This is a genomic window from Streptacidiphilus jiangxiensis, from assembly GCF_900109465.1.
GTDB lineage: Bacteria > Actinomycetota > Actinomycetes > Streptomycetales > Streptomycetaceae > Streptacidiphilus > Streptacidiphilus jiangxiensis.
Genome location: NZ_FOAZ01000003.1, coordinates 151,640 through 177,808 on the forward strand (window position 1 = coordinate 151,640; position 26,169 = coordinate 177,808).

Consider the following 26,169-nt stretch of genomic DNA (forward strand, 5'->3'; position numbering starts at 1 on the left):
TCAGGCCCGGGCGCAGGCTCCGGCTCCGGCTCGGGCTCGGGCTCGGGTATCGGCGCAGGCTCAGGCTCAGGCGCAACCTCGGGCACCGACTCCACAGCATCGGAGCCGGGCACGTCTTCGGATTCCACGGTTCCTCCGGGGAACGCTCTTGGGTCAGGCGGTGAGCAGGCGGTTCTCCAGCAACATGACCTGCTGGAAGTCGACCACCGGCACCCGCTTCGGGTTGCTCATCACGACGAGAAGCTCGGTGTCGCCGATCGGCAAGTACGCGTACGTCACGGCCGGGTGACCACTTGCGGCCAGGGCCGAGCGGACAGTGGCCGACGACAGGCTGCCGAGATCGCCGGCGCCACCCGAGACGGCGTCGGGCGCCGCGCTCAGGTAACCGCTGATGCTCTCGGCCGTGTCCGCCTGGGTCGCCGTGGCGGACGAGCGGAACTGCTGCAGGTAGATCTCGGTGTGCGTGCCGTCCGGCATGGTCCAGCCGGTCGCGGCGACGTGTCGGAGACCCGCGTCCTGCAGGGCGTTCTTGATCTGGACGAGGCCCGACGAGGCGAACAGGCCCAGCAGGCTGCTGGTCGGGTACCAGCCGCCGGCTCCGGGCAGCCCGGCCTCGACGGTGGCGCCGGCCGGCGCGGGCAGCAGCAGGGACCGCAGGTCCACGCGGTGCACGTGCTCGGCGGACGCATCGCTCGGACCGTTGCCCGGCGGCAGCGTCGGCAGGGTCAGCGCCGGGAAGGACCAGCGACCGTCCGTCGGCGTCTTCAGCCCCGGAATGTCCGTCCGCGCCGGCGCGGCCACCAGGGCGGCCGTCACCGACCCGACGACCGCCAGCACGCCGACGGCCGTGGCCCAGCGCCCGAACGTCCGCAGCCACGGCCGCTCCTTGCGCACCTTCGGCGCGTACTGCGGCGGCAGCGCCCAGTACGTCGGCGCCTGCGCCGCCGGGGCGACCGCCTCGCCGTAGGGGTGCGGCACCCCCGGCTGCGGCGGCACCATCCCCAGCGGCAACGGCGGCGCGGGCGCGGCAGGAGCCGCTGGGGCCGGCTCGGCCGCCGCAAGGACGAGCGTGGGCTCGGGCGCGCCTGCGGCGACGGCCGGCTCCTCCGCCGCCGGCTCAGTGACCGGCTCCGCCTCACGGGCCATCAGCAGTCGCGGATCCGGCGCAACGCCCGGGACCGCGTCCCGCGACGCGGGCGCTGACGTGGGCACGGGCACAGGCTCGGGCTCGGTCCCGACCTCGGCCTCGGGCGTGGCCGCCGCCTCGGCCGGCTGCGCGGCGGCGACCGCCGGCACTGCATCCGCCGGGACCGCATCCTGCGGCACGGGCACCGCCTCCGACGTGGGCACGGCATCGGGCTCGGACACGGTCCCGGCCTCGGGCGTGGCCGCCGCCTCGGCCGACTGCGCGGCGGCGACCGCCGGCACTGCATCCGCCGGGACCGCGTCCTGCGGCACGGCACCGCGCTCAGGCTCGGGCGTGGCCACCGCCTCGTCCGCCGGCACCGCGTCCGTCGGAACGGGGACGGGTTCCGGGGTCGACGGGTCGGGCTGGGGGGCTTCGGAGGTCGTCATACCTGGGCCGCCGGGGTCGCGAGTCGGGACAGTTGGTTGCGGAAGAAGTCCGCCGCCGCGGACTGGGCGAGCGGGCTGACGCCGTCGACCTGCATGCTGACCAGGAGGTCGCCCTCGACGTCGTCGCAGCGCATCAGGTCGAGCGAGGAGCCGTACGGGTCGGCCGGCTGGTAGCAGTGGGCGTGCGGGAAGCCCGACACCTGCGGGCCGGCGCGCAGCCCGGAGGTGGCCGAGTCGAGGGTCTTCAGGCCCTGCTGGAGCCCGCCGACGTGCGCGGCGTTCTCCTGGATCAGGGTGATCTGGATGAAGAGGCCGTCGTCCCCGTCCGCGTAGGTGCGCAGGGCGTAGCCCTTGACCTCCGACAGGCCAAGCTCCGACTGGAGCGAGGACCGCGCGCCGCTGCTGAGGAAGCGGAACTCGCGCTGGAACAGGGCCGCGTAGCGGTCCGGGGTCAGCACGGTGTCGTTGCCGAAGTCGGCCACGTCCGCGCCGGGGGCGTCGGTGCCGGGAACGGGCAGCAGCAGTTGGTCCAGCGGGCCGAAGTGGCTGCCGTCCGCCTCGACGCCGAACGTGGGCGCGGCCTGCGGCGCCTGCGCCGACGTCGTGGACCGGGCCGGAGCGGAGGCCGCACGCGCGGCCAGGATCAGGCCGCCCGTCACACCTCCGACGGCGACCGCGGACAGGACGAAGGCGACCGCCCCGGCGGTGAACCGGCGGCTCCGACGCGGCGCGGAGCCGTCCGGCTGCGGCCCCGGCTGCGGTCCCGGCGCGGCCTGGGGCTGCGGGACGGCCTCGGCGTTCACAGGCGCTCCAACTGGCTCTGGAGGACGGACATGACGGACGACGCGGAGATCTGACCGGGGCCCGTGGCGTAGACCTCGACGAGGATGTCGCCGTGCTGGACGAACCCGCGGCCCTGGTAGTAGCTGTTGCCGCCGGAGTCGGTGTGGGAGTTCGTGCCGGCGTAGACGACGCCGGCCGCGGTGCCGGGAACGGTGACCTGGTCCCCGCCGCAGAACGACTTCGCATAGCCCTGCTGGGCCGTCAGCTCCGTGGCCGCGTTGGCCTCGTGTTGCTTCTGGAACTGCGTCAGGACGACCTGGTAGCTGGTGTCTCCCTGGATCCACTCGGCCTCGGCGGCGCGGCGGAAGCCGTTCTCCAGCAGCCAGCGGAACTCGCTGTCGGGCTTCTTGTAGCCCACGGCGAAGCCGGCCGGGGACAGCCAGCCGTCGGGTGTGTCCGGCTGCTCCCACGGCTTGCTGCCGGAGGGCGCGGGCACGAGCAACGCCGTCAGGTCGCCGTCGGTCCGCACGGCGTCGTCCTGGTTCGCGGGCAGCGGCGCGGGCGAGGCGGTGGCGTGCGCGAGCGGGTAGTGCAGCCGGTCGCCGGCCAGTGGCGGCAGCGGCGTCGGCGGGCGTCCCGCCTGGATGTCGTAGCCGATGCCGCCACCTCCCAGCACACCGAGCACCGCGGCACCGCCGATGAGCAGCGCGAGGCGGCCGCGGGACCAGCGCCGACGCACGCGGCCCGGCTGCTCCTGCGGTGGCCCGTCCACTGCCTCTGCCTGCGGCGGCTGCGGCAGCAGTGGCTGCGGCTGCGCCGGAAAGGGCGCCGTGGGCCCCGGCTCGGGTGTCGTCGTCACGTCTTCTCCTGGTGCGGTCGCTGCGGCGGCGGCAGCGTCGGCGGCGTGGGGGCTCACACGCCGGTGGTGAGGCGCTGTTCCTGGCGCTGCATCAGCTGCGTGAGCAGCGAGCGGCTCGGGGATCCGGCACCGGTGACGTCGACCTCGTACTCCACGTCGCCGACGTGCGAGACACCGATGAGCAGTCCGTTCCCGCCGTTGGAGCTGCTGGGGTCGATCGACTGGCCCGTCGCGTCGGAGATGCCCGAGACGTGGAAGGAGTGCCCGTTGGCGAAGGTCAGCCCGGAGACCCAGTCGGAGGCGTGGCCGGAGCCGTCGAAGTGGATGAGGTGCACGGTGACGGTCCACACGCCGTCGTTGGTGACGAAGCTGCGGTAGGCGCCGCCCTGACAGCCGAGGTCGTTCAGGATCCTGCGGCTGGTGCTGGGGTTGTCCATCTCCTTGGCGACGTCACCGAGGCTCTGCGCGACGCCGTTCGGGTCGCCCTCGACCTGGTCGCCGTCGGGGACGGGCAGCAGGAAGTAGCGCAGGTCGCCGCTGTGGGTGTTGCCGCTGACGCTGCCCTTGACGGTCGCCGAGGGGCTCGGCGTCGGGCTCGCCGTGGTCGGCGAGGGCGAGGGCGTCACCGACGCCTTCGCACCGCCGGTGGGGCGCGCGGCACTCGGGCTCGCGGCCGGGTCGGCGACGGTGCGCGGGGAGCCGCCGCTGCCGACCGCCACGACCGCCCCGGCGGTCGCGGCTGCGAGGACGAGCCACCCGGCGACCGCCAGCGCGACCGTTCCGGCACGACGGCGCGGAGCAGGCTCGGGCGTACCCGGGTATTCGGGATTCACGACAATTCCCCCACAGCGCGCACTATTCGATGCAGGGTGGCGACCGGTGCGGACCGGAGGCCTCAACCAGGCCTGCGAGCTGCGAGTATGCCGTGATCCACAGGTAATTCCAAAGTTCTTTATGCGATCGATACCTGCGGATCGATCACACTGCTGATTACCTCTCCGATTGCCCCCGGGAGACGCTTCCGACCCTGGCGGAATTCCCGGAAAGTCCGAATATCACGGCACATGCGTCCCACCCGGGGGCACGGATCGACAGCGCGTCAGCCGAGCTGGGCGAGGCCCTCGGTGGCGATCCGCTCGAAGACGGCGAGGTCGTTCTCGAAGATCGAGTCCGGCACCGGCCAGTGGACGACCAGTTCGTCGATGCCGAGGTCGCGGTAGGTGCCCGCCCACTCGACGAAGGCGTCCAGGGAGGCGAGCGGCTTCTCTGCGGTCGAGCCCTGCAGCAGCACCTTGTTCAGATCGGCGGCGTCACGGCCCTGGGCCGCACAGGCCGCCTGCAGCTTGGCGAGCTGCGCCTCGATCACCGCGGGGGCCTGGTTGACGGGCACGTCGCCGGGGCCGCGCGGGTCGCCGTAGGTGACCCAGCCCTGGCCGTACTCGGCAGCGAGCTTCAGCCCGCGCGGGCCGGTGGCCGCGACGTAGAACGGGACGCGCGGCTCCTGGACGCAACCGGGGATCCCACGGGCCTCGACGGCGGAGTAGAAGCGCCCCTCCTCCGTGGTGGCCTCCTGCGTCAGCAGCTTGTCCAGCAGCGGCAGGAACTCGTCGAACCGGTCCGCCCGCTCGCGCGCGCCCCACGGCTCCTGGCCGAACGCGGTGGCGTCGAAGCCCGTCCCACCGACCCCGATGCCGACGGTGATCCGGCCCTGCGAGATGTCGTCGAGGGTCATCAGCTCCTTGGCCAGCGTCACCGGGTGCCGGAAGTTCGGCGAGGTGACCAGCGTGCCCAGCCGCAGCCGCTCGGTCGCGCAGGCAGCGGCCGTCAACGTCGGCACCGCGCCGAACCAGGGATCGTCCTGGAAGGACCGCCAGGTGAGGTGGTCGTAGGTGTAGGCGGCGTGGAAACCGAGTTCCTCGGCCCGCTGCCAGATCTTCTGTCCCTCGCTCCACCGGTGGATGGGGAGGATCACCGTGCTCAGACGCATACCGTCGACCCTACGCGAGAACGCGCAACGCACCCTGGATCTGACTGCTCCCGGGAGATGAGGTGGGGCCTTCCGTCGCCCCGGTCAGACTCGTCGGTCCCCCGGGTCGGCCGGCCGCTCGTCCCGGTAGTCGTAGGCGGTGTAGGGGTAGTTCGGCTGCTCGTAGGCGTACGCGGAGTGGTCCGCCCGGGCGGCCTCGGCCAGCCAGGAGTCGGCGAGCGGGGGGCCTGCCTGGTGCTGGGAGGGGATCGGGATGTTGGTCAGCTGCACGCCCGCGGTGTAGCCGGTGTAGCCGGCGACGGGTGCGCCGAGGCCGGTCGGGGCCTGGAGGGAGCCGTAGCGTTCCATGCGCTGCCAGCGCAGGCGCGCCCCCGCGACCGCGGTGACCGTGGACTGGATCACCACCAGGTACATCAACTGCCGGTAGACGAACTGCTGGAGCGGCAGGCTCCACAACGGTCCCGGGCTCTCCCCGTCCAGGCGGAACGCGTACAGGCCCATCCCCAGCTGCAGCAGCATGAAGCCGAGCCAGAGGCCGATCACGTGCAGGGGGTCGAGGAAGACCAGTCCGTACAGCGCGAAGATGTCCACGACCGGTGCCAGCAGCGGCAGCAGCACCTGGAAGAGCAGCAGGTAACCGAGGCCGCGGCGACCCAGCTTGCCCGCCGGGCCCCGCTGGAGCATTGCACCGCGGTGCTTCCACATCGCCTGCATGGTGCCGTAGCACCACCGGTAGCGCTGCTTCCACAGGGCGCCGAGCGAGGCGGGAGCCTCGGTCCAGGCGACCGCGCCCTCCTCGTAGACGACGCGCCAGCCGTCGCGGCACAGCGCCATGGTGAGGTCGGTGTCCTCGGCGAGCGTGTCCTCCGCCAGGCCGCCGACGCGCATCAGGGCCTCCTTGCGGAAGCCGCCCACCGCGCCCGGGACCGTCGGCATGCACTCGGCCAGGTCGAACAGGCGCCGGTCGAGGTTGAAGCCGACCACGTACTCGATGTGCTGCCAGCGGCCCAGCAGGCCGCCTCGGTTGACCACCTTGGCGTTGCCGGAGACCGCGCCGACCTCCGGGTCCGCGAACGGCTGGATCAGCTTGCGCACCGCGTCCGGCTCGAAGACGGTGTCGCCGTCGACCATCACCAGCAGGTCGAACGAGGAGTTGGCGATGCCCGTGTTGAGCGCGGACGGCTTGCCGCCGTTCTCCTTGCGGATCACCCGGACGCCCGGCAGGCCCAGCGACTCGGCGATGTCGGCCGTGCCGTCCGAGGAGCCGTCGTCCACGACGAGGATCTCCACCGGGTGGTCCTGGGCGACCAGCGAGCGGACGGCCGCCTCGATGCCGGCGCTCTCGTTGTAGGCGGGGACGATGACGGTGGCCGGTTCGGTCACCGGCTCACCCCATCCGTGCTGGGCCATCCGCTTGTGCCGTCGCGCCGCGATGACGGAGACGACCGCGCGCAGCACGCTCAGCACACCTGCGGCGATCATGAACCAGCCGATGACGGTCAGCAGCCAGTGGCTCAGCAGCAGCACCCAGATCAGGGCCAGGCCCATCCAGTGGTCCGTCGCGGACGCCTTGGTCATCGGCGCGGACAGGCCGGTCGTCGCGCTGACCGTGCCGACGGTCAGACCCTCCTGCTGGTACTCGGTCAGCAGCTGGTCCAGCGCGGCCACCGACTGCGAGCGGTCACCACCGGCGTCGTGCATCAGCACGACCTGACCGGCGGGCAGCTTCCTCGGGTTGACGCGGACACCTGGCACCGTGCCCGGAACCGCACCGTTGCTGATGATCTTCTCGACGCCCGGACGCTGCCAGTCCTCGGTGTCCTGCGTCGTCAGGACCGTCAGGTAGCCCTCGCGGCCGGCCTGCTGGATGGCTGTCCAGTCGGCGTCGTCGACGGAGTCGTTGCCGGAGGAGTAGGGCGGACGCAGCAGCGTCGTGGTGTCGCCGGTGGCGCCGGCGATGGCCAACTGGGCCTCGCGCAGCTGCAGCGTGCGCTGCCAGGCCGGGATCAGGCCGAGGTTGGGGTGGGTGAACGTGTGCACGCCGAGCTCGTTGCCGTCGGCGACGATCTGCGCGGTCACACCCGGGTTGGCGGTGACGTTCTCACCGATGACGAAGAAGGTCGCGTGGACGCCGTGCTTGCGCAGCACCTCGAGGATCTGCGGGGTCCACTGCGCGCTCGGGCCGTCGTCGAAGGTCAGCGCGACGGTGCCGGGCCGCGGCCGGGCCGTACGGGGCGCGCCACCCGCGCCGCCCTGCGGGGATATGACCGGGCCGCCGTTGCTCACCGCACTCGGCACCGCCCCCGACGGGCCCTGCACCATGCCGGCTCCGTCGGGCGTGCTGCCGAACATGTGCTGGGTGTAGCCCTCGATCAGCAGAGCCAGGGTGAGGGTGACCACGAGGGTGCCGAGCAGCAGCCAGTGGGTCCGCAGCGGGACCTGGCGGACCGCCCCGCGACGGCCGCGACGCGCCCGGCCGGAGCGGGAGGGGGAGGAGTCCTTGCTCATCAGAGGTGCGCTTTGGCCTTCTTGGTCGGGTGGTGCGAGGCCCCGGGCGGGGAGGCGGTGTGCGTGCTGTGGCCGTGGGTGACGCCCGGCCCGGGCTGGGTCGCTCCCGGGGTGGGCACCGCGGAGGTCGAGACGCCCGGCGTCGGGTTGGACCCGCCGGTGCCGGTGCCCGTGCCGACGGTCGTCCCGGTTCCGGTGCCGGTCCCGTTGGCGCCGCCCTGACCCGTGCCGTTCGCACCGGGGTGAGCCCCTGGATGCGTGTGCACGCCGTGGCCCTGGCTCTGGCTCGACTGGGGCGGGGCGGGGAGCGGGAGGAAGGGGCTGTTGATGGTCGGGCCGCCGAGCAGCGTGCTCACCAGGAGCCCGACATACCCGATCGCGGGCACGACGAGGATCCGACCGATCCGCCGGACCCGCCGCTGTCGACGCCCGCTCGCGTCGACGAAGACCGGACGTTCCGGTACCCGCCGATCGGGGGGTACCGGCACCATCTCGACCGTCTCGTCGGCCGCCGTCGAACCCGTCTGCACGAGCACGGACCCTAGCGTTCCCGGGGCCGTTTGACCACGCTTGGCCGTCTCGGCCCGAGGAACGAGACCGGGCCGTCATCCCCCTGACCGGTGGGACGACGACCCGAAGAACGGCGGGGATCCCGCCGGTGTCACACGACCGTCACGGGAGCGGCGGGCGTCGACTCCGTGCCCCGCTCCCCCTCCGCCTCGGCACTCTCCTCCGCGATGACCGCCGGGACGCCCCGCAGGCGGCCGACCACCAGGCCCGTGCCGAGCAGCAGCACCACGCCGCCCGCTGCGACGACGGCGTGGAAGCCGTCGACGAACGCGTGCTGGGACGCCGCCGTCAGCACGTGCCCGAGCGGTGCCGGGAGCGTGTGCGCCGCCGCGACCGCGCCACCGATCGACTCGTGCGCGGCGGACTCCGCCTGCGCCCCGATCCCCGCCGGAGGCGTCATCCGGTTCCGGTAGACCGCCGTCAGCAGGCTGCCCAGCACCGCGATCCCGAGTGCGCCGCCCAGCTCCGTCGCGGTCGACTCCACGGCGCTCGCCGCGCCGGCCCGCTCCTTGGGCGCGCTCGCCAGCATCGTGTCGCCGCCGATCCCGAAGACCAGACCGATGCCCAGACCGGAGACGAACATGACCGCGCCCATCACCCAGTAATCCGTGGCCACGCCCACCAGCAGGTAGCCGAAGCAGGACACCGCCATCAGCACCAGCCCGAGGCCGACGGCCCTGGCCCGGCCCAGCGCCTTCACCGCGACCGGGCAGAGCGGACCCGTCACCATCGCCCCGAGCGGACCGAGCAGCAGGGCGAAGCCGGTGCCCATCGGCGAGTAGCCGCGCACGTCCTGGAAGTAGAGCGAGGCGGCGAGCGACTGCGCGGCGAGGGCGAAGATGCTGAGCGTGTTCGCGGCGATCGCCCCGGAGAAGCCGCGGCTGCGCAGCAGGTCCACGTCGACCAGGGGGTTCGCGACGCGACGCTGACGCAGCACGAAGCCCGTCAGCAGCACGACGCCGAGCGCGGCGGCGATCCACACCGCGGGCCGGTCCAGCCCGTCCCGGGCGGCGGTCTTCAGCGCGTAGACGGTCGCGACCATGCCCAGGCAGGAGAGCGGCACGCTGCGCCAGTCGATCCGGCCCGGGTTCGGGTTGCGGGACTCCACCAGCACGAAGCCGCCCACGGCCAGGACCAGCGCCATCACCGGAACGTTGATCAGGAAGACCGAGCCCCACCAGAAGTGGTCCAGCAGCGGCCCGCCGACGACCGGCCCCAGCGCGAAGCCGGCGGCGCCGACGCCCCCGGCGATCCCCATCGCCATGGTGCGCTCCTTCGGGTCGGTGAAGGCGTTGCGCACCAGCGACAGCGTCGACGGCATCAGCGTCGCCCCCGCGACGCCCTGCAGTGCCCGGGCCGCGATCAGCCAGCCGGCGCTGGGCGCCTCGGCGGTCAGCGCGGAGGCCAACGCGAAGCCGGCTCCGCCGAGGAGCAGCAGCCGCTTGCGTCCGAAACGGTCGCCGAGCGATCCCATGACGATCACCAGCCCGCCGAGGGCGAAGCCGTAGGCGTCGGCGATCCACAGCAGCTGGGTGCTGCTCGGGTCCATGTCCCGCACCAGGTGCGGGAAGGCGAGGTTGACGACGGTGTTGTCGATCCCGAGGACGAGGGATGCGACGCAGCAGATCGCGAGCGTGCCCCACTTGCGGGCGGCGGAGAGGTTCCGTGTGGAGGTCATGCCCCTACGCTCGCGGTCGCCACGCACCGCGCACTGACCGGACGCTGACCGCACCACCCCAGGGGCGCGAGGCTCTGCTGATGTGCGGCTCCGCCGCGCGGGCGCGAGTGGGTCGGTGACGCTCCCGCATGCGGTTGCACCACCCCAGGGGCGCGAGGCTCTGCGCGAGCAACCACCCTGCGCGGATGGCCCTGGTCGTTCGGTCTGCCTGCTGCGTGGGTGGCTTGTCGCGCAGTTCCCCGGGCCCCCGGGTAGTGCAACTACAGGTCGGCCGTCACCAGGTCCGTCACGAAGGCGACCGCTTCCCGGGGGTTGCGGGCGGCGCCGCGGGTGAAGGCGGGGTTGGTCGGGGCGGGGTTCGGGCGGGGTGCCAGGACCGAGGCCGTGCCGAGCAGCTCCGCCGCCAGGTCGGCCTCGCCCTCCAGCAGCGCCAGCTCCGCGAGCACGGTGGCCAGCTCGCCGTAGGTGGGCAGGTTCCGGCCGCCGCGCAGGATCGACTCGACCTCGCGCAGGCGGGCGCGGACCGCGGCGGCGCGGGACTGCGCGAGATCGACGCGGGCGAGCTCCAACTGCACCGACGCCTGGATGCCCTCGCCGCTGGACCAGCCGACCAGTCGGCTGGCCAGGGCCTGCGCGCACAGCTCCTCGGCCTGCGCGAACGCGCCCCGGCGGCGGGCGACCTGGGCCAGGCCCAGCCGCGCGGAGGCGAGGTTGTCGCTGACGCCGAAGGGTTCGACCAGCGCGACCGCACGCCGCAGGTCCGCCTCCGCCGAGGCCAGATCACCCGCCTGCAGGCTCAGCTCGGAGCGGCTCCACAGCAGTTCGGCCATGTCCTCCGGCGAGTCCAGCTCGGCGGCGAGCTCCAGCGCCCGGTCGGTGTGCACGGAGGCGCCGGACCGGTCGCCCTGGCGGCCTCGGGCGCGGGCCAGCTCCATCAGGGACATCACCATGCCCCACCGGTCGCCCTCCTGCTCGAAGCCCTGGAGGCCCTGTGTCAGCTCCCGCTCGGCGGAGGCCGCGTCGGCATGGAGGAACCAGTGCTGGAAGGCGAGGCCGAAGTGGAGCAACGCCCGGTACCAGGGATCGGTCAGAAGCTCGTCGGCGAGCCGGTTCTGTTCGACCATCGAGACGTCGTCCGGGACGCCGACGAACGGCGCCCACAGCACCACCAGGAACGGGAACCGCAGCGGGTGCTCGAACATCAGCCGGTCCATCACCGGGCGACAGGTCTCGATGTAGCCGATCAGCTCCGGGGTGTCCATGCCGCCGGAGATCGCGGCCAGGACCGCCAGCGCGAACTGCTGCTCGCGCCCCGGCGGCACCTCGCCGCCGATCGCCGCGAGCAGCCGCTGCGCGGGGACGCGGCCCTCGGTGCGCAGACCGCGCAGCATCCAGTAGCTGGACAGGCAGGCCAGCAGGTCCAGGGCCCGGTCGGTGTCGGTGGCGGTGGCGTGGCGCAGGGCGGCGTTGAGGTTGTCGTGGTCGGCGGCGAGCAGGGCGAGCCAGTCGAGCTGGTCGGCGGTGCGCAGCAGCGGCTCGGCAGTCTCGGCCAGACGCAGGAAGTGGTCCAGGTGGACGTCGGCGCGTTCACGCTGCTCGTCGGCGGCGGCGAGCTGATCGGCGGCGTAGGCGCGGACTGTCTCCAGCATCCGGTAGCGCATCTCGCCGACGCTGTCCGGCTGGTACGCGACGACGAGGGACTTGTCGACGAGCGCACCGAGCAGGTCCAGCGTCTCCGGCCCCGTCCCGCAGACCGCCTCGGCGGCGGGGAGCGACCAGCCGCCGGCGAAGACGGAGACCCGGCGCAGCATCGTCCGCTCGGCCTCGGGCAACAGGTCCCAGCTCCAGGCGACGACGGCCCTCAGGGTCTGCTGGCGCGGTTGGGCGGTCCGGCTGCCCCCGGTGAGCAGGCGGAACCGGTCGTCGAGTCGGTCGGCGATCTGGCGCGGGGTCAGCAGCCGCAGGCGCGCCGCCGCGAGCTCGATGGCGAGCGGCAGGCCGTCGAGGCGGCGGCAGATCTCGGCGACGGCGGCCGCGTCGTCGGGGGCCTGCGTCCGCGGGTCGAACCCGGGACGCACCGCCGCCGCGCGCTCGGCGAAGAGCCGCAGCGCCTCGGGACCGGGCAGCGGCTCCAACGGGCGGACGTGCTCGCCGGGCACGGCGAGCGGCTCGCGACTGGTGGCCAGGATGCGCAGCTGCGGGCACGCGAGCAGCAGGCGCTCGGCGAGGGCCGCTGCCTCGGCGACGATCTGCTCGCAGTTGTCGAGCACGAGCAACAGCTCGCCGCGGCGGGCGAGCGCGGGCGCGAGCCGGTCGGCGGCGTCACCCCCGCCCGGGCCGGCGGCGGCGAGCACGCCCGCCTCGCGCACACCCAGTGCGCCCAGCAGTGCGGCGTCGAGCGTCGCCGCATCGACGACGCGGGACAGGTCGGCGAAGCAGGCGCCTCCGGCACCGGGGTGCCGGGCGGCGGTCTCCAGCGCGAGCCTGGTCTTGCCGGTCCCGCCCGGCCCGGTCAGCGTCACCAGCCGGCCGTGCGCGAGCGCGGCCGCGAGCCCGTCGATGTCGGCCTCCCGACCGACGAAGCTGGTCAGCGGCCTGGGGAGGACGATCGGGACCTCGACGACACCAAGATCACCAAATGCGTCACGTGGAACATTTGACGATCTTGGTCCGCCCTCGACGCTCGCGGGGGCGTGGTCGGCGTCGAAGCCGGGGCTGGAGGCGCCGGCGCCTGCGCCTGCGGCGGCACCCGGGTCGGGGCCGCCGACGGCAGAGCCGGGCGCGCCCGCGGCCCCACGGCCGCCCAAGCCCTGCCGAAGCCCAGAACCGGGGGCCGCAGCACCAGGCGCGCCGAAGGCCGCGCCAGGGCCGCCGCCCGGTGCCGCGGATCCCGCCAGGCCAGGCGCGCCGAAGGCCGCGCCGGGGCCGGCGCCCGGAGCGGCGTCCGGCCCGGCTGCGCCCGCGGCCGCGCCCGCGTCGCGGCGCGGAGCGCGCAGCGTGGGGTCCGCGCGGAGGATGGAGAGGTGGAGGTCGGCGAGCTCCGGGCTCGGGTCCGCGCCGAGGGAGTCGGCGAGGGTCTCGCGGAGGGCCGCGAACGCGGCCAACGCGTCCGAGGGGCGGTCGGCGGCGTAGAGGGCGCGCATCAGCAGGGCCGTCAGCGGTTCCCGCAGCGGCTCCTCCGCCACCGCTGACCGCAGCTCCGCGATCAGCTCGCGGGCGCGGCCCAGTGCCAGCCCGGCCTCCGCGCGGGCCTCGACCGCGGTCAGCCGCAGCTCCGCGAGGCGGACCACCTGACCGGCCGCGAACGGCGCGCCGCCCACGTCGGAGAGCGGTTCGCCGCGCCACAGACCGAGCGCCGCGGTCAGCGCGGTGAAGGCCTGCGCCGCGTCCGTGCGGGCGAGCGCGGCCTCGCCGTCGGCGACCAGGCGGGAGAAGGCGTGCGCGTCCACCTCGTCAGGCGCGGTCAGCGCCCGGTAGCCGCCGGGGCCGCCCTCGATGCCGACGCCGACCGGCCGCAGCGTCGTGCGCAGCCGGGAGACCTGCGACTGCAGGGCGTTGCCGACGTTGCCGGGCGGCTCCTCCCCGTACAGGCCGTCGATCAGCCGCTCGGTGGTGACCGTCCGGCCCGCGTCCAGCAGCAACAGCGCCAGCAGCGCGCGGCGGCCGGGGCCGCCGAGCGGAAGCTCGCCGCCGTCGTCGGTCCAGGCCTGGGTCGTCCCGAGAATGCCGAATCTCACCTGGCGATTCTGACCCATCGTCGGGCGGGCATGCGGCGATTCGATCACCGAAAGTGCGACGAATGCGCGGGCGGGGACGACCGGGATGTGAGGATGTACCCGTGATCCCCACCCTCATCGCCACCGATCTCGACGGCACGCTGCTGCGCGGCGACGGCACCGTCTCCGCCCGTACCGAAGAGGCGCTGCGCCGAGCGGAGGAGGCGGGCGTCTGCATCGTCTTCGTCACCGGACGCCCGCCGCGCTGGATGGGCGCGGTCACCAAGGCGATCGGCCCGCACGGGATCGCCATCTGCTCCAACGGCGGCGCGCTCTACGACGTGCGACGGCAAGAGCTGCTGGAGACCTACCCCATGCGCGCGGACGACGCCCTCGTCGCGGTGCTGGCGCTGCGCGCCGCCCTGCCCGAGGTGAGCTTCGCCTTCGAGTACCCGAACGGGTTCTCCCACGAGCCCGCCTACCCGCGCACCCTGTGGGACATGGACGCGGCCGACGAGGTCGCTCCGGCCGAGGAGATCCTCGCGGGCCCGGCCGGCCACCAGGTCTTCAAGCTGCTGGCGAAGCACCCGAGCCTGGACCCCGACGAGTTCCTGCGGCTCGGCCGCGAGCTGGTGGGCGAGTACGGCGAGGTGACCCGCTCCGCCGCGGTGGCGATGCTGGAGATCAGCGCGCCCGGCGTCAGCAAGGCGAGCGCGCTCGCGCGCTGGTGCGCGGAGCGGGAGATCCCGGCCGAGCACGTGGTCGCCATCGGCGACATGCCCAACGACCTGCCGATGCTGGCCTGGGCCGGCACCGCCTACGCGGTCGCCAACGCGCACCCGGAGGTGCTGGCGGCGACCTCCCGCCACACCGCCGGCCACGAGGACGACGGTGTCGCGCAGGTCATCGAGTCGCTGCTGGACTGAACACGGGCTCCGTCACTGGGCGCCGGGGCAGCCGCCCCAGACCGTGGCGAGGGCCTTCGGCACCTGGGCGATGCAGCCGCCCATGTCGGGGAATCCGGCACTGCCGAGCACGGTCCAGCTGCCGCCCGCGGTGAGCGAGAAGTACTTGCGGGTGCTGCCGTCGTCCTGCGCGGCGACCTGGTCGTTGTAGGTCGCGCCGGGGGTGAGCTCGAACGCGGTCGCGGCGTAGGTGGTACCGCCGCACTCGCCGTAGAGGAACCGGTGCGGGAGCGGCGTGATGTGGCCGCGGTGGCTCTCCGCCTCGTACGCCTGGGTGACCGCGGCCTTGACCGCGTCGGTGGCGACCAGGTTCCGGCAGCCCGCGGCGGCAGCCGTCGCCCCGCCGGTTCCGGACGTGGAGCCGGAGGTGGTTCCCTGTGTGGACGAGCCACTCCCGCCCGAGGTCGACCCCCCGCCCGACCCGCCCGAGGTCGACCCTCCGCCCGATCCGCCCGAGGGCGCGGACGTGGAGGCGGTGGAGCCGCCGGTGGTCGAACCGCCGCCGGAGTTGCAGGCGGTGAGCAGCAGCGCGGACGTGAGGACGAGAGCGGCCGAGGCGGCGGCACGGCGTGTGGTGGAGCGCATGGGATTCCCCCAGGTGTGGCATGGCATACGCGACGGGGACCGGCGAGCCGTGCCGGTCGGGATGACGGAAATGTAGCGATGCGCGCGCAACACCCCGTCGGCCGCCTCGCTACAGACTCGCAACAACCCGACCGTCCGTCAGGGCCCACGCCCGGTGTGCCCCGGACGACACCCCTAGAGCCCCGCCGTCCAGAAGACCCGCGTGCCCCGGCCGTCGAGGCCGGGCGCGAACCAGGCGTCGCCACCGAGGTTGCGCGCCCGGTCCGCGAGGTTGCGCAGGCCGCTGCGGCGACCCCCCTCGGGGATGCCGACGCCGTCGTCGCTGACGGTCAGCACGACCGCGGGCCGGCCCTTTCCCGCGATGAGCCGCCCCTCCAGGTCGATGTGGGCGGAGCAGTCGACGACCACGTCCACCCGCGAGGCCTCGGCATGCCGGGCCGCGTTGGAGAGCATCTCGCGCAGCGCGGCGACCAGCTGACGGACGATCGACTCGCCGGTCATCACCTCGACCGGACCGACGAAGGTCACCGACGGCTTGAACCCCAGCGGCCCGGAGGCCTGCGCGCACTCGCGCAGCACACGCTTGCGCAGGTCCTCACCGCCCTCGGGGGTGTCCTCGTGCTGGAGGGCGTAGATGGTGGTGCGGACCTCCTGGATGGTGGCATCCAGCTCGTCGACGGCCTTGGAGATCCGGACCTTCACCTCCGGCACCTCGGCGAGCCGCGCGGCGCTCTCCATCATCATCCCGGTGGCGAAGAGCCGCTGGATGACCAGGTCGTGCAGGTCGCGGGCGATCCGGTCGCGGTCCTGGTAGACGGCGAGACGCTGCTGGTTCTGCTGCCCCTCCACCAGCCGCAGGGCGAGCGCCGCCTGCGCGGCGAAGCCCTCCGCGAGCTCGCGCTCGGCCTCGGTGAAGGGGGGCATGTCCCGTCCCCGCCAGACGCTGACCGCGCCGAGGACCCGTCCCGAGCTCTGCAGCGGCAGCGCCATACTGGGGCCGAAGGACTGGCGGATGTCGGCGCGGATGTCCGAGTCGGTGCGCATGTCGGCGATCATCACGGTGTCGCCCGCGAGCAGCTGCCGCACCCGCTCGGTCCGCGGTACCGGCTCCCCGATCAGCAGGTCCGCGGCCTCGCCGGAGGCGTGGGCCACGCGCATGCCGCCGTCCTCGGTGGGCAGCAGGATCATGCCGAGCGCGGCCCCGGCGAGGTCGCGCAGCAGCTCCGCGGTGGTGGTCAGGGAGACGGCGGCGTCCTCGGCGGTGAGCATCACGTTCGTGACCTCGCGGGACGCGGCGATCCACCGCTCGCGTCGGCGGCCCTCCTCGTACAGCCGCGCGTTCTCGATGGCCACGCCGGCGGCCGCCGCCAACGCCTCGACGACCTGCTGGTCGGCGCCGGAGAAGTGCCGCCCGTTGTGCTTCTCGGCGAGGTACAGGGTGCCGAAGAAGTGTCCGCGGACCCGGACCGGGACGCTGAGGAAGGTGTGCATCACGGGGTGCCCGTGCGGGAACCCGACGGCGCTGGGGTGCTTGGTCAGGTCCTCCAGCCGCAGCGGCTCCGGGTGCTCGGTCACGTACCCCAGCAGCCCGAGGCCGCAGGGCGGCCCGCCGATCTCCAACTCCTGCTCGGAGGTGATCCCCACCTGGATGAAGTCGGACAGCCCGTGCGTGTGCGGGGCGAGCACCCCGACGGCGGCGTACTCGGCGTCGACGAGATCCGCAGCGGCGGACGCGATCCGCTGCAAGGTCGCATGCAGGTTCAGCCCGGAGCTGACCGCGACGACGGCTTCGAGCAGCTCCCGCATCCGGTCGTTGACGGCGGCGACGGCGTGGAGCCGCTCGGCCACCTCGGAAACCAGGTCGTCGACCTCGAGCGAACCCAGGTCGGGAATGAAGTGCGCGTCACCGGTGGCCATGGCCCGAGCGTAGTTTGTCCGGTTTTACCACGACAGTGGACACGCGTTCAGGCCCGCGAAGGGACAGGGCAGGTGTCCCGCAGGCCGTGCGCACCGGCATCAACCCGCAGATCGGCGTCGAGACCACGACCCGCACGGCCTACGAGCTCGGCCACGACGTCGTGCTCCCGACCCGGAGTCGGCTTCCGCCACGGTCTCCCCGGTGCGGAACCGGCTCAGGGAACGCGGACCGCTTCGCCCTCCCGCTCCCGCGCCCACAGGTCGCGGAGCAGCCCGTCCGTCGCGACGAGCTCGTCCCAGGTGCCGCGCTGGGCGACCTGCCCGGCGTCCAGGACGAGGATCTCGTCCACCGTGTCCAGGCCGGCCAGGCGGTGGGTGATCAGAACCGTCGCCCGGCCCTGCGTGGCGGTGAGGAGGTCGGCGGTGAGGGCGTCGGCCGTCGGGAGGTCGAGGTGTTCGGCGGGCTCGTCGAGGACCAGGACCGGGAAGTCGGCCAGGAGGGCACGGGCCAGGGCCAGGCGTTGGCGCTGACCGCCGGAGAGGGCCGCGCCGTGCTCGCCGACCATGGTGTCGAGGCCGTCGGGCAGGGCCCGGACGAACTCCGCGAGACGGGCGCTGGTGAGGGCGTCGAAGAGCTCGGCGTCCGTGGCGCCCGGACGGGCCAGCCGCAGGTTCTCCCGGAGGCTGCTGTCGAAGACGTGGGCGTCCTGCGCGCACAGCCCCACCGCGCGCCGGACGTCGTCGCCGGCGAGCGTGCGGGTGTCGGTCCCCGCCAGGGTGACGCTCCCCGAGACCGGGTCGAGGAACCGCAGCAGCGCGTGGGCCAGCGTGGTCTTGCCGGAACCGCTCGGCCCGACGACGGCGATGCGGCGACCCGGCGTCAGGTCGAGCGAGACACCCCGCAGCGCGGGCTCGGTACGGCCGGCGTGGACGACGGTGAGGTCGCGGACGCGCAACGGCAAGGGGTCGGCCGGGAGGGCCGCCGGGGTGGCGGGTTCGACGACCGGCTCGGGCGCCTCGGCGAGCTCGGCCAGGCGCGCGGCCGAGCGCAGGCCGCGTCGGCGGGTCTGGACCGCGGCCGTCAGTCCGGTCACACCCTCGAACGCCGCCAGCGGCGTCAGCAGCAGCACGGCCAGCCAGACGCCGTGCAGGTGACCGGCGGTCACCGCGGCGATGCCGGCTGCGCCACAGGCCACGGCCGTCAGGCCGGTCAGCGCGGTGGTGAGCCCGGTGCCGAGCCCGAGGCCCGCGGCGGACCTGCGCTGCATCCCCGTCAGCTCCGCGTCCAGCGCGCGCAGCGCGCCGAGGCGGGCGGGGAGAGCGCCGCTGACGGTCAGCTCGGCGGCGCCGTCCAGCAGGCCGACGACCTCGCCGGTCAGCCGACCACGCGTCTCCGCCTGCGCATGCTCGGCGCGGATCGAGAGCCGCAGGGCCAGCCACGGCACGAGCGCACCGGCCAGCAGCAGCCCGAGCGCGAGCAGCAGGCCGGCGAGCGGCAGCAGCCAGGCGACGACGCCGACGGTGAGCGCACCCGCGAGCGCCGTCGAGGCCAGCGGGAGGCGGTAGCGGAGGTAGTGGTCCTGCATGGCGTCCACGTCGGCGACCATCCGGGCGAGCAGGTCCCCGCGCCGGAAGGTCGCGCCGAGGCCCGCCGGCGCCAGCCGCTCCAGGCGGCCGTAGACGGCGGTGCGCAGCGCGCCGAGGCTGCGCAGGACCGCGTCGTGGCTGACCAGACGCTCGGCGTAGCGCAGCGCGGAACGACCGATGCCGAAGGCGCGCGTGGCCGTGACGGCGACCATCAGGTAGAGCACCGGCGGCTGCTGCGAGGCCCGGGAGATGAGCCAGCCCGAGGTGCCCATCAGCGCGGTGGCGCAGATCAGCGCGAGCGCGCCGAGGACGATCGCGAGCCCGAGCCGCGGCCTGGGCCAGGAGGCCCAGCCACGGCCGGCGTCCACCGGGACGGCGCGATCACCGGCGGCGCGCCGCCGGGCCGCGAGGGCCGGACCGTCAGTCAGCACCGGCTCCGGCTCCGCGGAGCCGCCCGCCGCACCGCCGGGCTGCGCCGGCACCTGCGCGACAGTGCCGTGCTGCGCTCCGCCCGCGGCGGGCGTGGACGGAAGCCTCGAGGTGGCACCCGCGACCGGCACTCCGGCCATGGCGGCGACGGCCACTCCGGTGTCCGCACCCAGCGCCGAGGACTCGGCGTCCGGCTGCGCCGGCACCCGTGCGTCCCCACACTGCCCCTCGACGCCGCCCGGCGTCACGCCGCCCGCCACCGGCACCGACGACAGCACGGCCGCAGCGTTCGCCGACGGTCGCTCCCCATCGCTCCGCCCGCTCGCGTCGGTCGGCACCTGGCCTGCGAGGGACACAACCCGGTCGGCCAAGGGCAGCAGCGCCGGGCGGTGCGAGGTGAGGACGACCGTGCGACCGACCGCCAGCTCGCGGATGGCCGCGACGACCGCGGCCTCGTGCTCGTTGTCCAGGCCCGCCGTGGGCTCGTCGAGCAGGACCAGTTCGCGGTCGGCGAGGAAGGCCCGGGCGAGAGCGACCCGGCGGCGCTGACCGGCGGAGAGTCCGGTGCCGGAGTCGCCGAGCACGGTCTGCGTGCCGTCCGGCAGCGCGGTGACGAACTCCCAGGCCTGGGCTGCGACCAGGGCGGTCCGCAGCTGCTCCTCGGTGGCGTCGGGACGCGACAACCGCACGTTGTCGGCGATCGTCCCGGCGAAGAGGTAGGGGTGCTGCGGCACCCAGGCGATCCGGTCATGGGCGGGCGCGGCCACGGAACCCGCCGCGGCCGGGACGAAGCCCAGCAACGCGGCCAGCAGCGTCGACTTGCCCGCGCCGGACGGGCCGGTGACGGCGACGGTCTCCCCCGGCGCGACGTGGAGGGAGACGTCCGACAGCGCGGGGTGTTCGCGGCCCTCGTAGCGGACCGTCAGGCCGTCCACCCGGAGGCCGCCTGCGGGGTCCGGCGCGGCGACGGGGGAGTCGGCGACGGGCGTCTCCAGGACGGAGAAGATCTGCTCCGCCGCCGCCAGGCCCTCGACGCTGGCGTGGTAGTGCGTGCCGACCTGACGGATCGGCAGGTACGCCTCCGGGGCGAGGACCAGCACCACCAACCCCGTGTAGAGGTCGAGGCCCCCGTCCACGAGCCGCATGCCGATGCTGACCGCGACCAGCGCGACCGACAGCGTCGACAGCAGCTCCAGCGCGAACGACGACACGAAGGCGACGCGCAACGTGCGCAGCGTGGCCCGCCGGTACTGGTCGGTGATCTTCCGGATCGACTCGGCCTGGGCCTTGGCCCGGCCGAAGACCTTGAGCGTCGGCAGCCCGGCGACCACGTCGAGGAAGTGATGGGAGAGACGCCCGAGCGTGCGCCACTGACGGTCCATCCGGCTCTGGGTGGCCATGCCGATCAGCACCATGAAGACCGGGATCAGCGGCAGCGTCGCCACGATGATGACCGCCGAGACCCAGTCGGCGAGGACGATCCGGGCCAGCACCGCGATCGGCACGATCACCGACAGCGCCAGCTGCGGGAGGTAGCGGGCGAAGTAGTCGTCGAGCGCGTCGACACCGCGGGTGGCCAGGGTGACCAGCTCGCCGCTGCGCTGCCGGGCGAGCCAACCGGGACCGAGCCCCGCCGCCCGGGCCAACAACTGCTCGCGCAGCTGTGACTTGACCGTCGCCGCGGCCCGGTGGGCGACGGCCTCCGTCGCCCAGGCGACGGCGCCGCGTCCCAGCGAGACGGCCGCGAGCGCGGCCAGAGGCCCGGCCAGACGGCCGAGCCCCTGCCCGTGCTGGAAGCAGCCGACGACGATCTGCGCCACCAACAGCGCCTGCGCGATGACCAGCCCGGCACCCAGCGCACCCAGCGCCACCGAGGCCAGCAGGAATATCCGGGTTGCTCGGGCGTGGCGCAGCAGGCGCGGATCGACGGGCTTCACGGCGTCCTCTTCGGCGTTCAGGCGGGGATGTTCTGCACGCCGATACGGCGGCGGAACACCCAGTAGGTCCAGCCCTGGTAGACGAGCACCACCGGGGTCATGATGCCCGCCACCCACGTCATGATCTTCAGCGTGTAGTCCGAGGCGGACGCGTTGCTGACGGTCAGCGACCAGGCCGGGTTCAGCGTGGACGGCATGACGTTCGGGAAGAGCGAGAGGAAGAGCATCGCCACGGCCGCGACGATGGTCACGCCGGAGAGGATGAAGGCCCATCCCTCACGGCCCAGCTGGTTCATCACCAGGGCGCCGACCAGGGCGAGCGCGGCGACGACCATGGCCGCGAAGGTCCAGCTGTCGCCGTTGTGGACCTGGGTCCAGATCAGGAAGGCCAGCGCCGCCAGCGCGGTGACGACACCGACCTTGAGCGCGAAGGCGCGGGCCCGCTCGCGGATCTCCCCGGTGGTCTTCAGCGCGGTGAAGACGGAACCGTGGAAGGTGAACAGGGTCAGCGTCACCACGCCGCCGAGCAGCGCGTAGGGATTCAGCAGGTCGAGGAAGTTGCCCACGTACTCGAAGTGCGCGTCGATCTTGGTCCCGTGGACGATGTTGCCGAAGGCGACGCCCCACAGGAAGGCCGGGATCAGCGAGCACCAGAAGATCGCGTGGTCCCAGTTCCGCCGCCACCGCGCGTCGTCGCGCTTGCCCCGGTACTCGAAGGCCACGCCGCGGACGATCAGGGCGACCAGGATGATCAGCAGGGCCAGGTAGAAGCCGCTGAACAGGGTGGCGTACCACTCGGGGAAGGCCGCGAAGGTCGCGCCGCCGGCGGTCAGCACCCAGACCTCGTTGCCGTCCCAGACCGGTCCGATGGTGTTGATCAGGACGCGGCGCTCGCGCTCGTCCCGGGCGAGCGCCTTGGTGAGGATCCCGACACCGAAGTCGAAGCCCTCGAGGAAGAAGTACCCGGTCCACAGGACCGCGATCAGCACGAACCAGACGTCGTGGAGTTGCATGGCGTCGGTCTCCTCAGTACGCGAAGGCGAAGGGCTTGTCGGCGTCCTCGGAGCCCGCCGGGGGACCGCCGAGGCGGGGGTCCTCACGTGGCGGTTCCTCGTCCGTCGGTCCGGCCTTGGCGTACTTGACCATCAGCTTGACCTCGACGACCGCGAGAATTCCGTAGAGCAGGGTGAGCACGACGAGCGAGGTCCACTGCTCGCCGATGGAGACACCGGGGGAGACCGCGTCGGCGGTGGTCATCAGGCCGTAGACGACCCACGGCTGACGGCCCATCTCGGTGAAGATCCAGCCCCAGGAGCAGGCGATCAGCGGGAAGGCCAGGGTCCAGATGCCGCCCCGCCAGACCCACTTGGTCAGCGTCGGGCCGAGCTGCCTGGTCTTCGTCAGCATGAACAGCGGCACCTCGTCGCCGGCCCGTCGGTACTCGGGGGCGAGCCAGAAGCGACGGCGGGTGAACCAGAGCCCCACCAGGGCGACCACGAAGGACGTCATGCCGAAGCCGATCATCCAGCGGAAGGCCCAGAAGGTGGTGGGGATGTTCGGCCGGTAGTCGCCGTTGCGGGCCTTGTCGCCGAACTTGGCCCGCTCGGCGGCGTTGGTGTCGTTGATGCCGGGCACCGGCGAGCTGAAGTCGCCCTTGGCCAGGAAGGACAGCAGGCCGGGGACCGTGATCTCGACGGTGTTGTGGCCCTTGGAGACGTCGCCGTAGGCGAAGATCGAGAAGGGCGCGGGGGACTCGGTGTCCCACAGGGCCTCGGCGGCGGCCATCTTCATCGGCTGCTGCTCGAACATGACCTTGCCGAGCGCGTCACCGCTGACCGCGGTGCCGAGGCCGGCCACCAGGCAGGCCACCAGGCCGAGTCGGAGTGAGGTCACCATCGAGGCGACCTTGACGGGGTTCCGGTCCTCCGCGGCGACGCGCGAGGACTTGCGCAGTTGGTAGGCCGCGATGCCGATCAGGAACGCGCCGCCGACCAGGAACGCCGCGGTGATGGTGTGGAAGACGACGACCAGGGTGGTGTTCTGGAAGAGCACCTTGGGGAAGTCGGTCAGCTGCGCCCGGCCGTTCTTGAGCTCGTAGCCGACCGGGTGCTGCATCCACGAGTTGGCCGCGAGGATGAAGTAGGCGGAGAGGGTGGTGCCGATCGCGACCATCCAGATCGACAGCAGGTGCAGCTTCTTGGGCAGCCGGTCCCAGCCGAAGATCCACAGTCCGATGAAGGTGGACTCGAAGAAGAAGGCGATCAGTGCCTCGAAGGCGAGCGGGGCGCCGAAGATGTCGCCGACGAAGCGGGAGTAGTTCGACCAGCTCATGCCGAACTGGAACTCCTGCACGATGCCGGTGACCACACCCATCGCCATGTTGATCAGGAAGAGCTTGCCCCAGAACTTCGTGGCCTTGAAGTACTTCTCGCGGCCCGTCCGCACCCAGGCCGTCTGCAGCCCCGCGACGAACGCGGAGAGCGAGATCGTCAGGGGCACGAAGAGGAAGTGGTAGACGGTGGTGATGCCGAACTGCCATCGCGCCATCGTCTCGTGAGCGAGCGCGAGCTCCACGGTTCTCCTCCTCGTCGGGCGGCCATCGTGCCCATCAACGCACTTTTTGTCCCACTTGTGTGGGAGATGCCTGTTGAACACGAAATGCTCGTGAGCTTGTGAACGTGAACACGATCACAAGCTATTATCACCATGTCGGTTCGGAGAGACTGACAGGGGGGTGGGGTGAGTCGACAGCGCCGTTCGGCACAGTCTGACCAGGGCGAATCGACAGTTCGTCGATTGCCCTGGGGCCCGTCTCAGACGGGTGTCAGACCTGCGGAGTGGCGGGAGTCACTCCGGCCGGTTTCAGGCGCCGGGGAGGAAGATCCGGAAGACGGCCCCCGCACCGGGAGCGGTCTGCAGCTCCACCCGGCCACCGTGAGCCTGCGTCAGCGCGGAGACGATCGCGAGGCCGAGCCCCGCTCCCCCGCCGTCGCGCCGACTGCGCGAGGCGTCGACGCGGTAGAAGCGCTCGAACACCCGCGCCGACTGCTCCATCGTCAGCCCCGGGCCCTCGTCGCCGACCTCGATGACGCCCTCGCCGCCCACCGTCCCGACGCCGATCCGCACCGGGGTGCCGGCCGGGGTGTGCTTGACGGCGTTGCCGACCAGGTTGGTCACCACCTGGCGCAGCCGCGCCTCGTCGCCCAGCACCAGCGCCGCGCCCGGCGTCGTCGCACCGGCCGCGCCGGTCAGGCTGACCGGACGGGTGGGGTCGAGCGCGGTGGTGTCGTGCAGCGCGTCCGCGGCCAGGGTGCGCAGGTCCATCGGGGCGAGTTCGAGCGGGCGCTGCTCGTCGAGGCGGGCCAGCGTCAGCAGGTCCTCGACCAGGCCGCTCATCCGCACGGCCTCACTCTCGATCCGGCTCATGGTCCGCTTGACGTCCGCCTCGTCCGGCAGCGCGCCCATCCGGTAGAGCTCGGCGAAACCGCGGATGCCGGACAGAGGGGTGCGCAGCTCGTGGCTGGCGTCGGCGACGAAGCGGCGCATCCGGTCCTCCGACTCGGTGCGCGCGGCGAAGCCCGCCTCGATCTGCTCCAGCATCGAGTTGAGCGAGCGGGCCAGCGAGCCCACCTCGGTGCGGGCGTCCGCGTCGGCCCCCGGCACCCGGTGGGTGGGCGGCTGGCCGGCCGCGGTCTGCTCGGCGATCTGGTGCGCGGCCTGCTCGATCCGCTGCAGCGGGCCGAGGCCCGCCCGCACCGCGAAGAACCCGGCGACGGTGAGCACCAGCAGCACGCCGCCGCCGATGGCGAGGAAGCCCTCGTTCAGCTTGGACAGCATCGCGTCGGTGTCGTCGAGCGACGCCGCGACCACGACGCCCCGGCCGCTCCCGTCGGCGACCGGCCTTATCAACACCCGCCAGCTGCCACCGCCGTGGTCGGCCGGGACGGTGAACGGGTGGTTCATCCGCGCGGCCAACTGGGCCGCGTCGAGCTCGGGGAACGCCGGGAGCGGGTCACCCTGCTCGACCGGCTGGGTCAGCAGCGAGCTGTAGTGACCGGAGGCGTCGACCTGCGTCACCACGTACTGGCTGGGCAGCCAGGTCCGACGGTAGCCACCGGCGGCCACCGGCACGAGCGGCCGCTTGGAGTCCACGGAGCGGTGGACGGCGGTGTCACCGAAGCGCTGCAGTTGTGTGTCCACGCGCTGCACCAACTGGTTGCGCACGCTTCCGAGCACAAGCGTGTCGCTGACCACCAACCCGAGCACGACCAGGGCGATCGCGAGCGCCAGCAGCCTGACACGCAGGGAGAAGCGACCACGTTTGGGGGCGCGGGGCCCTGAGGCCGTCCGCAGGCGGCTACGCAGCCGGGCGGCGAAGGACATAGCCGACTCCGCGCACGGTGTGGATGAGCTTGGGCACGCCGTCCGCGCCCGAGTCCATCTTGCGGCGCAGGTAGGAGATGTAGGACTCGACGATGCTGAGGTCGCCGCCGAAGTCGTAGGCCCAGACGTGGTCGAGGATCTGCATCTTCGACACCACTCGGCCGGTGTTCGTCATCAGGTACTCGAGCAGCTTGAACTCGGTCGGCGAGAGCGAGACCGGCCGGCCGGCCCGGTGGACCTGGTGACCCACCAGGTCCAGCTCCAGGTCGGCGACGACCAGGCGACCGTCGTCCGCGGGACCGCCCGTTCGACGCAGGATCGCGCGGATCCGCGCGATCAGCTCCTCCAGGCTGAACGGCTTGGTGACGTAGTCGTCGCCACCCGCCGTCAGTCCGTTGATCTTGTCGTCGACGCCGTCCTTGGCGGTCAGGAAGATGACCGGGATCTTGTCCCGGTCGCTGTCGTCCCTCAGCCGCTTGACCAGGGCGAACCCGTCGACGTCCGGGAGCATCACGTCCAGCACCACCAGGTCCGGGCGCGTCCGCTGGACGTACGCGACGGCCTCGGCCCCGGTCGCCGCCGAGGCGACGCGGAAGCCGGCGAAGCGGAGCGAGGCGGAGAGCAGCTCTCGGATGTTCGGCTCGTCGTCGACGACGAGCAGGCTGGCCTCGGCGGTGTCCATGGGCGCCC

Annotated in this window: 17 protein-coding genes; 1 reads left to right on the plus strand and 16 read right to left on the minus strand. The window is 73.1% G+C overall.

Annotation, left to right across the window (positions count from 1 at the left end):
- Positions 1 to 153: 153 nt before the first annotated feature.
- From BMY61_RS07000 to BMY61_RS48320, 9 genes are all read right to left on the minus strand, one after another.
- On the minus strand, positions 154 to 1,575 hold the full coding sequence (locus BMY61_RS07000) for a hypothetical protein (protein ID WP_075003789.1): 1,422 nt from the start codon (positions 1,573 to 1,575) through the stop codon (positions 154 to 156).
- Positions 1,572 to 2,378: a hypothetical protein gene (locus BMY61_RS07005; RefSeq protein WP_042454158.1), complete on the minus strand. Its 807-nt coding sequence runs from the start codon at positions 2,376 to 2,378 to the stop codon at positions 1,572 to 1,574. The genes BMY61_RS07000 and BMY61_RS07005 overlap by 4 nt, the downstream gene beginning before the upstream one ends.
- Positions 2,375 to 3,217 (minus strand): hypothetical protein, encoded by an 843-nt coding sequence (locus BMY61_RS07010; RefSeq protein ID WP_143094211.1) that lies wholly within the window; start codon positions 3,215 to 3,217, stop codon positions 2,375 to 2,377. Before BMY61_RS07010 ends, BMY61_RS07005 begins: the two co-directional genes overlap by 4 nt.
- A gap of 53 nt (positions 3,218 to 3,270) precedes the next feature.
- The gene (locus BMY61_RS07015) at positions 3,271 to 4,050 is read right to left on the minus strand and encodes a hypothetical protein (RefSeq protein WP_042454156.1); all 780 of its coding nucleotides are present in this window, start codon (positions 4,048 to 4,050) and stop codon (positions 3,271 to 3,273) included.
- A 266-nt stretch (positions 4,051 to 4,316) separates the two neighbouring features.
- Complete coding sequence (locus BMY61_RS07020) at positions 4,317 to 5,204, minus strand: LLM class flavin-dependent oxidoreductase (RefSeq protein WP_042454154.1); 888 nt, start codon at positions 5,202 to 5,204, stop codon at positions 4,317 to 4,319.
- Positions 5,205 to 5,288: 84 nt separating this feature from the next.
- Complete coding sequence (locus BMY61_RS07025) at positions 5,289 to 7,712, minus strand: bifunctional polysaccharide deacetylase/glycosyltransferase family 2 protein (RefSeq protein ID WP_082015362.1); 2,424 nt, start codon at positions 7,710 to 7,712, stop codon at positions 5,289 to 5,291.
- Positions 7,712 to 8,248: a hypothetical protein gene (locus tag BMY61_RS07030; protein ID WP_042454152.1), complete on the minus strand. Its 537-nt coding sequence runs from the start codon at positions 8,246 to 8,248 to the stop codon at positions 7,712 to 7,714. The genes BMY61_RS07025 and BMY61_RS07030 overlap by 1 nt, the downstream gene beginning before the upstream one ends.
- A gap of 125 nt (positions 8,249 to 8,373) precedes the next feature.
- The gene (locus tag BMY61_RS07035; protein ID WP_042454150.1) at positions 8,374 to 9,960 is read right to left on the minus strand and encodes an MFS transporter; all 1,587 of its coding nucleotides are present in this window, start codon (positions 9,958 to 9,960) and stop codon (positions 8,374 to 8,376) included.
- 260 nt (positions 9,961 to 10,220) lie between these two features.
- Positions 10,221 to 13,697 (minus strand): AfsR/SARP family transcriptional regulator, encoded by a 3,477-nt coding sequence (locus tag BMY61_RS48320; protein ID WP_177240376.1) that lies wholly within the window; start codon positions 13,695 to 13,697, stop codon positions 10,221 to 10,223.
- A 101-nt stretch (positions 13,698 to 13,798) separates the two neighbouring features.
- Between BMY61_RS48320 and BMY61_RS07045 the strand changes: the two genes are divergently transcribed.
- Positions 13,799 to 14,602 carry an HAD family hydrolase gene (locus BMY61_RS07045; RefSeq protein WP_236656647.1) on the plus strand — a complete coding sequence of 268 codons (804 nt, stop codon included), beginning with the start codon at positions 13,799 to 13,801 and terminating at the stop codon, positions 14,600 to 14,602.
- Between the two features lie 12 nt (positions 14,603 to 14,614).
- Here BMY61_RS07045 and BMY61_RS07050 read toward each other — a convergent pair whose 3' ends face one another.
- From BMY61_RS07050 to BMY61_RS07080, 7 genes are all read right to left on the minus strand, one after another.
- Positions 14,615 to 15,226, minus strand: a complete 612-nt coding sequence (locus BMY61_RS07050) for a hypothetical protein (protein WP_052439477.1) — start codon at positions 15,224 to 15,226, stop codon at positions 14,615 to 14,617.
- A 174-nt stretch (positions 15,227 to 15,400) separates the two neighbouring features.
- On the minus strand, positions 15,401 to 17,143 hold the full coding sequence (locus BMY61_RS07055; RefSeq protein WP_042459367.1) for a GAF domain-containing sensor histidine kinase: 1,743 nt from the start codon (positions 17,141 to 17,143) through the stop codon (positions 15,401 to 15,403).
- Between the two features lie 215 nt (positions 17,144 to 17,358).
- On the minus strand, positions 17,359 to 21,096 hold the full coding sequence (cydD, locus tag BMY61_RS07060) for a thiol reductant ABC exporter subunit CydD (RefSeq protein WP_042459370.1): 3,738 nt from the start codon (positions 21,094 to 21,096) through the stop codon (positions 17,359 to 17,361).
- A gap of 17 nt (positions 21,097 to 21,113) precedes the next feature.
- Entirely contained in the window at positions 21,114 to 22,109 is a 996-nt protein-coding gene (cydB, locus tag BMY61_RS07065; protein ID WP_042459374.1) for a cytochrome d ubiquinol oxidase subunit II, read from the minus strand.
- Between the two features lie 13 nt (positions 22,110 to 22,122).
- Complete coding sequence (locus BMY61_RS07070) at positions 22,123 to 23,670, minus strand: cytochrome ubiquinol oxidase subunit I (protein ID WP_042459377.1); 1,548 nt, start codon at positions 23,668 to 23,670, stop codon at positions 22,123 to 22,125.
- Between the two features lie 288 nt (positions 23,671 to 23,958).
- Complete coding sequence (locus BMY61_RS07075; RefSeq protein WP_082015630.1) at positions 23,959 to 25,479, minus strand: sensor histidine kinase; 1,521 nt, start codon at positions 25,477 to 25,479, stop codon at positions 23,959 to 23,961.
- Positions 25,454 to 26,161, minus strand: a complete 708-nt coding sequence (locus BMY61_RS07080) for a response regulator transcription factor (RefSeq protein ID WP_042459380.1) — start codon at positions 26,159 to 26,161, stop codon at positions 25,454 to 25,456. Before BMY61_RS07080 ends, BMY61_RS07075 begins: the two co-directional genes overlap by 26 nt.
- Between the last annotated feature and the right edge of the window lie 8 nt (positions 26,162 to 26,169).

What these genes read in the sequence shown, in the direction of transcription:
- BMY61_RS07000 (WP_075003789.1), bottom strand. Translation starts at nt 1,575, where the DNA reads ATGACGACCTCCGAAGCCCCCCAGCCCGACCCGTCGACCCCGGAACCC.
- BMY61_RS07020 (WP_042454154.1), bottom strand. Translation starts at nt 5,204, where the DNA reads ATGCGTCTGAGCACGGTGATCCTCCCCATCCACCGGTGGAGCGAGGGA.
- BMY61_RS07025 (WP_082015362.1), bottom strand. Translation starts at nt 7,712, where the DNA reads ATGAGCAAGGACTCCTCCCCCTCCCGCTCCGGCCGGGCGCGTCGCGGC.
- BMY61_RS07035 (WP_042454150.1), bottom strand. Translation starts at nt 9,960, where the DNA reads ATGACCTCCACACGGAACCTCTCCGCCGCCCGCAAGTGGGGCACGCTC.
- BMY61_RS07050 (WP_052439477.1), bottom strand. Translation starts at nt 15,226, where the DNA reads ATGCGCTCCACCACACGCCGTGCCGCCGCCTCGGCCGCTCTCGTCCTC.
- BMY61_RS07055 (WP_042459367.1), bottom strand. Translation starts at nt 17,143, where the DNA reads ATGGCCACCGGTGACGCGCACTTCATTCCCGACCTGGGTTCGCTCGAG.
- cydB (WP_042459374.1), bottom strand. Translation starts at nt 22,109, where the DNA reads ATGCAACTCCACGACGTCTGGTTCGTGCTGATCGCGGTCCTGTGGACC.
- BMY61_RS07075 (WP_082015630.1), bottom strand. Translation starts at nt 25,479, where the DNA reads ATGTCCTTCGCCGCCCGGCTGCGTAGCCGCCTGCGGACGGCCTCAGGG.
- BMY61_RS07080 (WP_042459380.1), bottom strand. Translation starts at nt 26,161, where the DNA reads ATGGACACCGCCGAGGCCAGCCTGCTCGTCGTCGACGACGAGCCGAAC.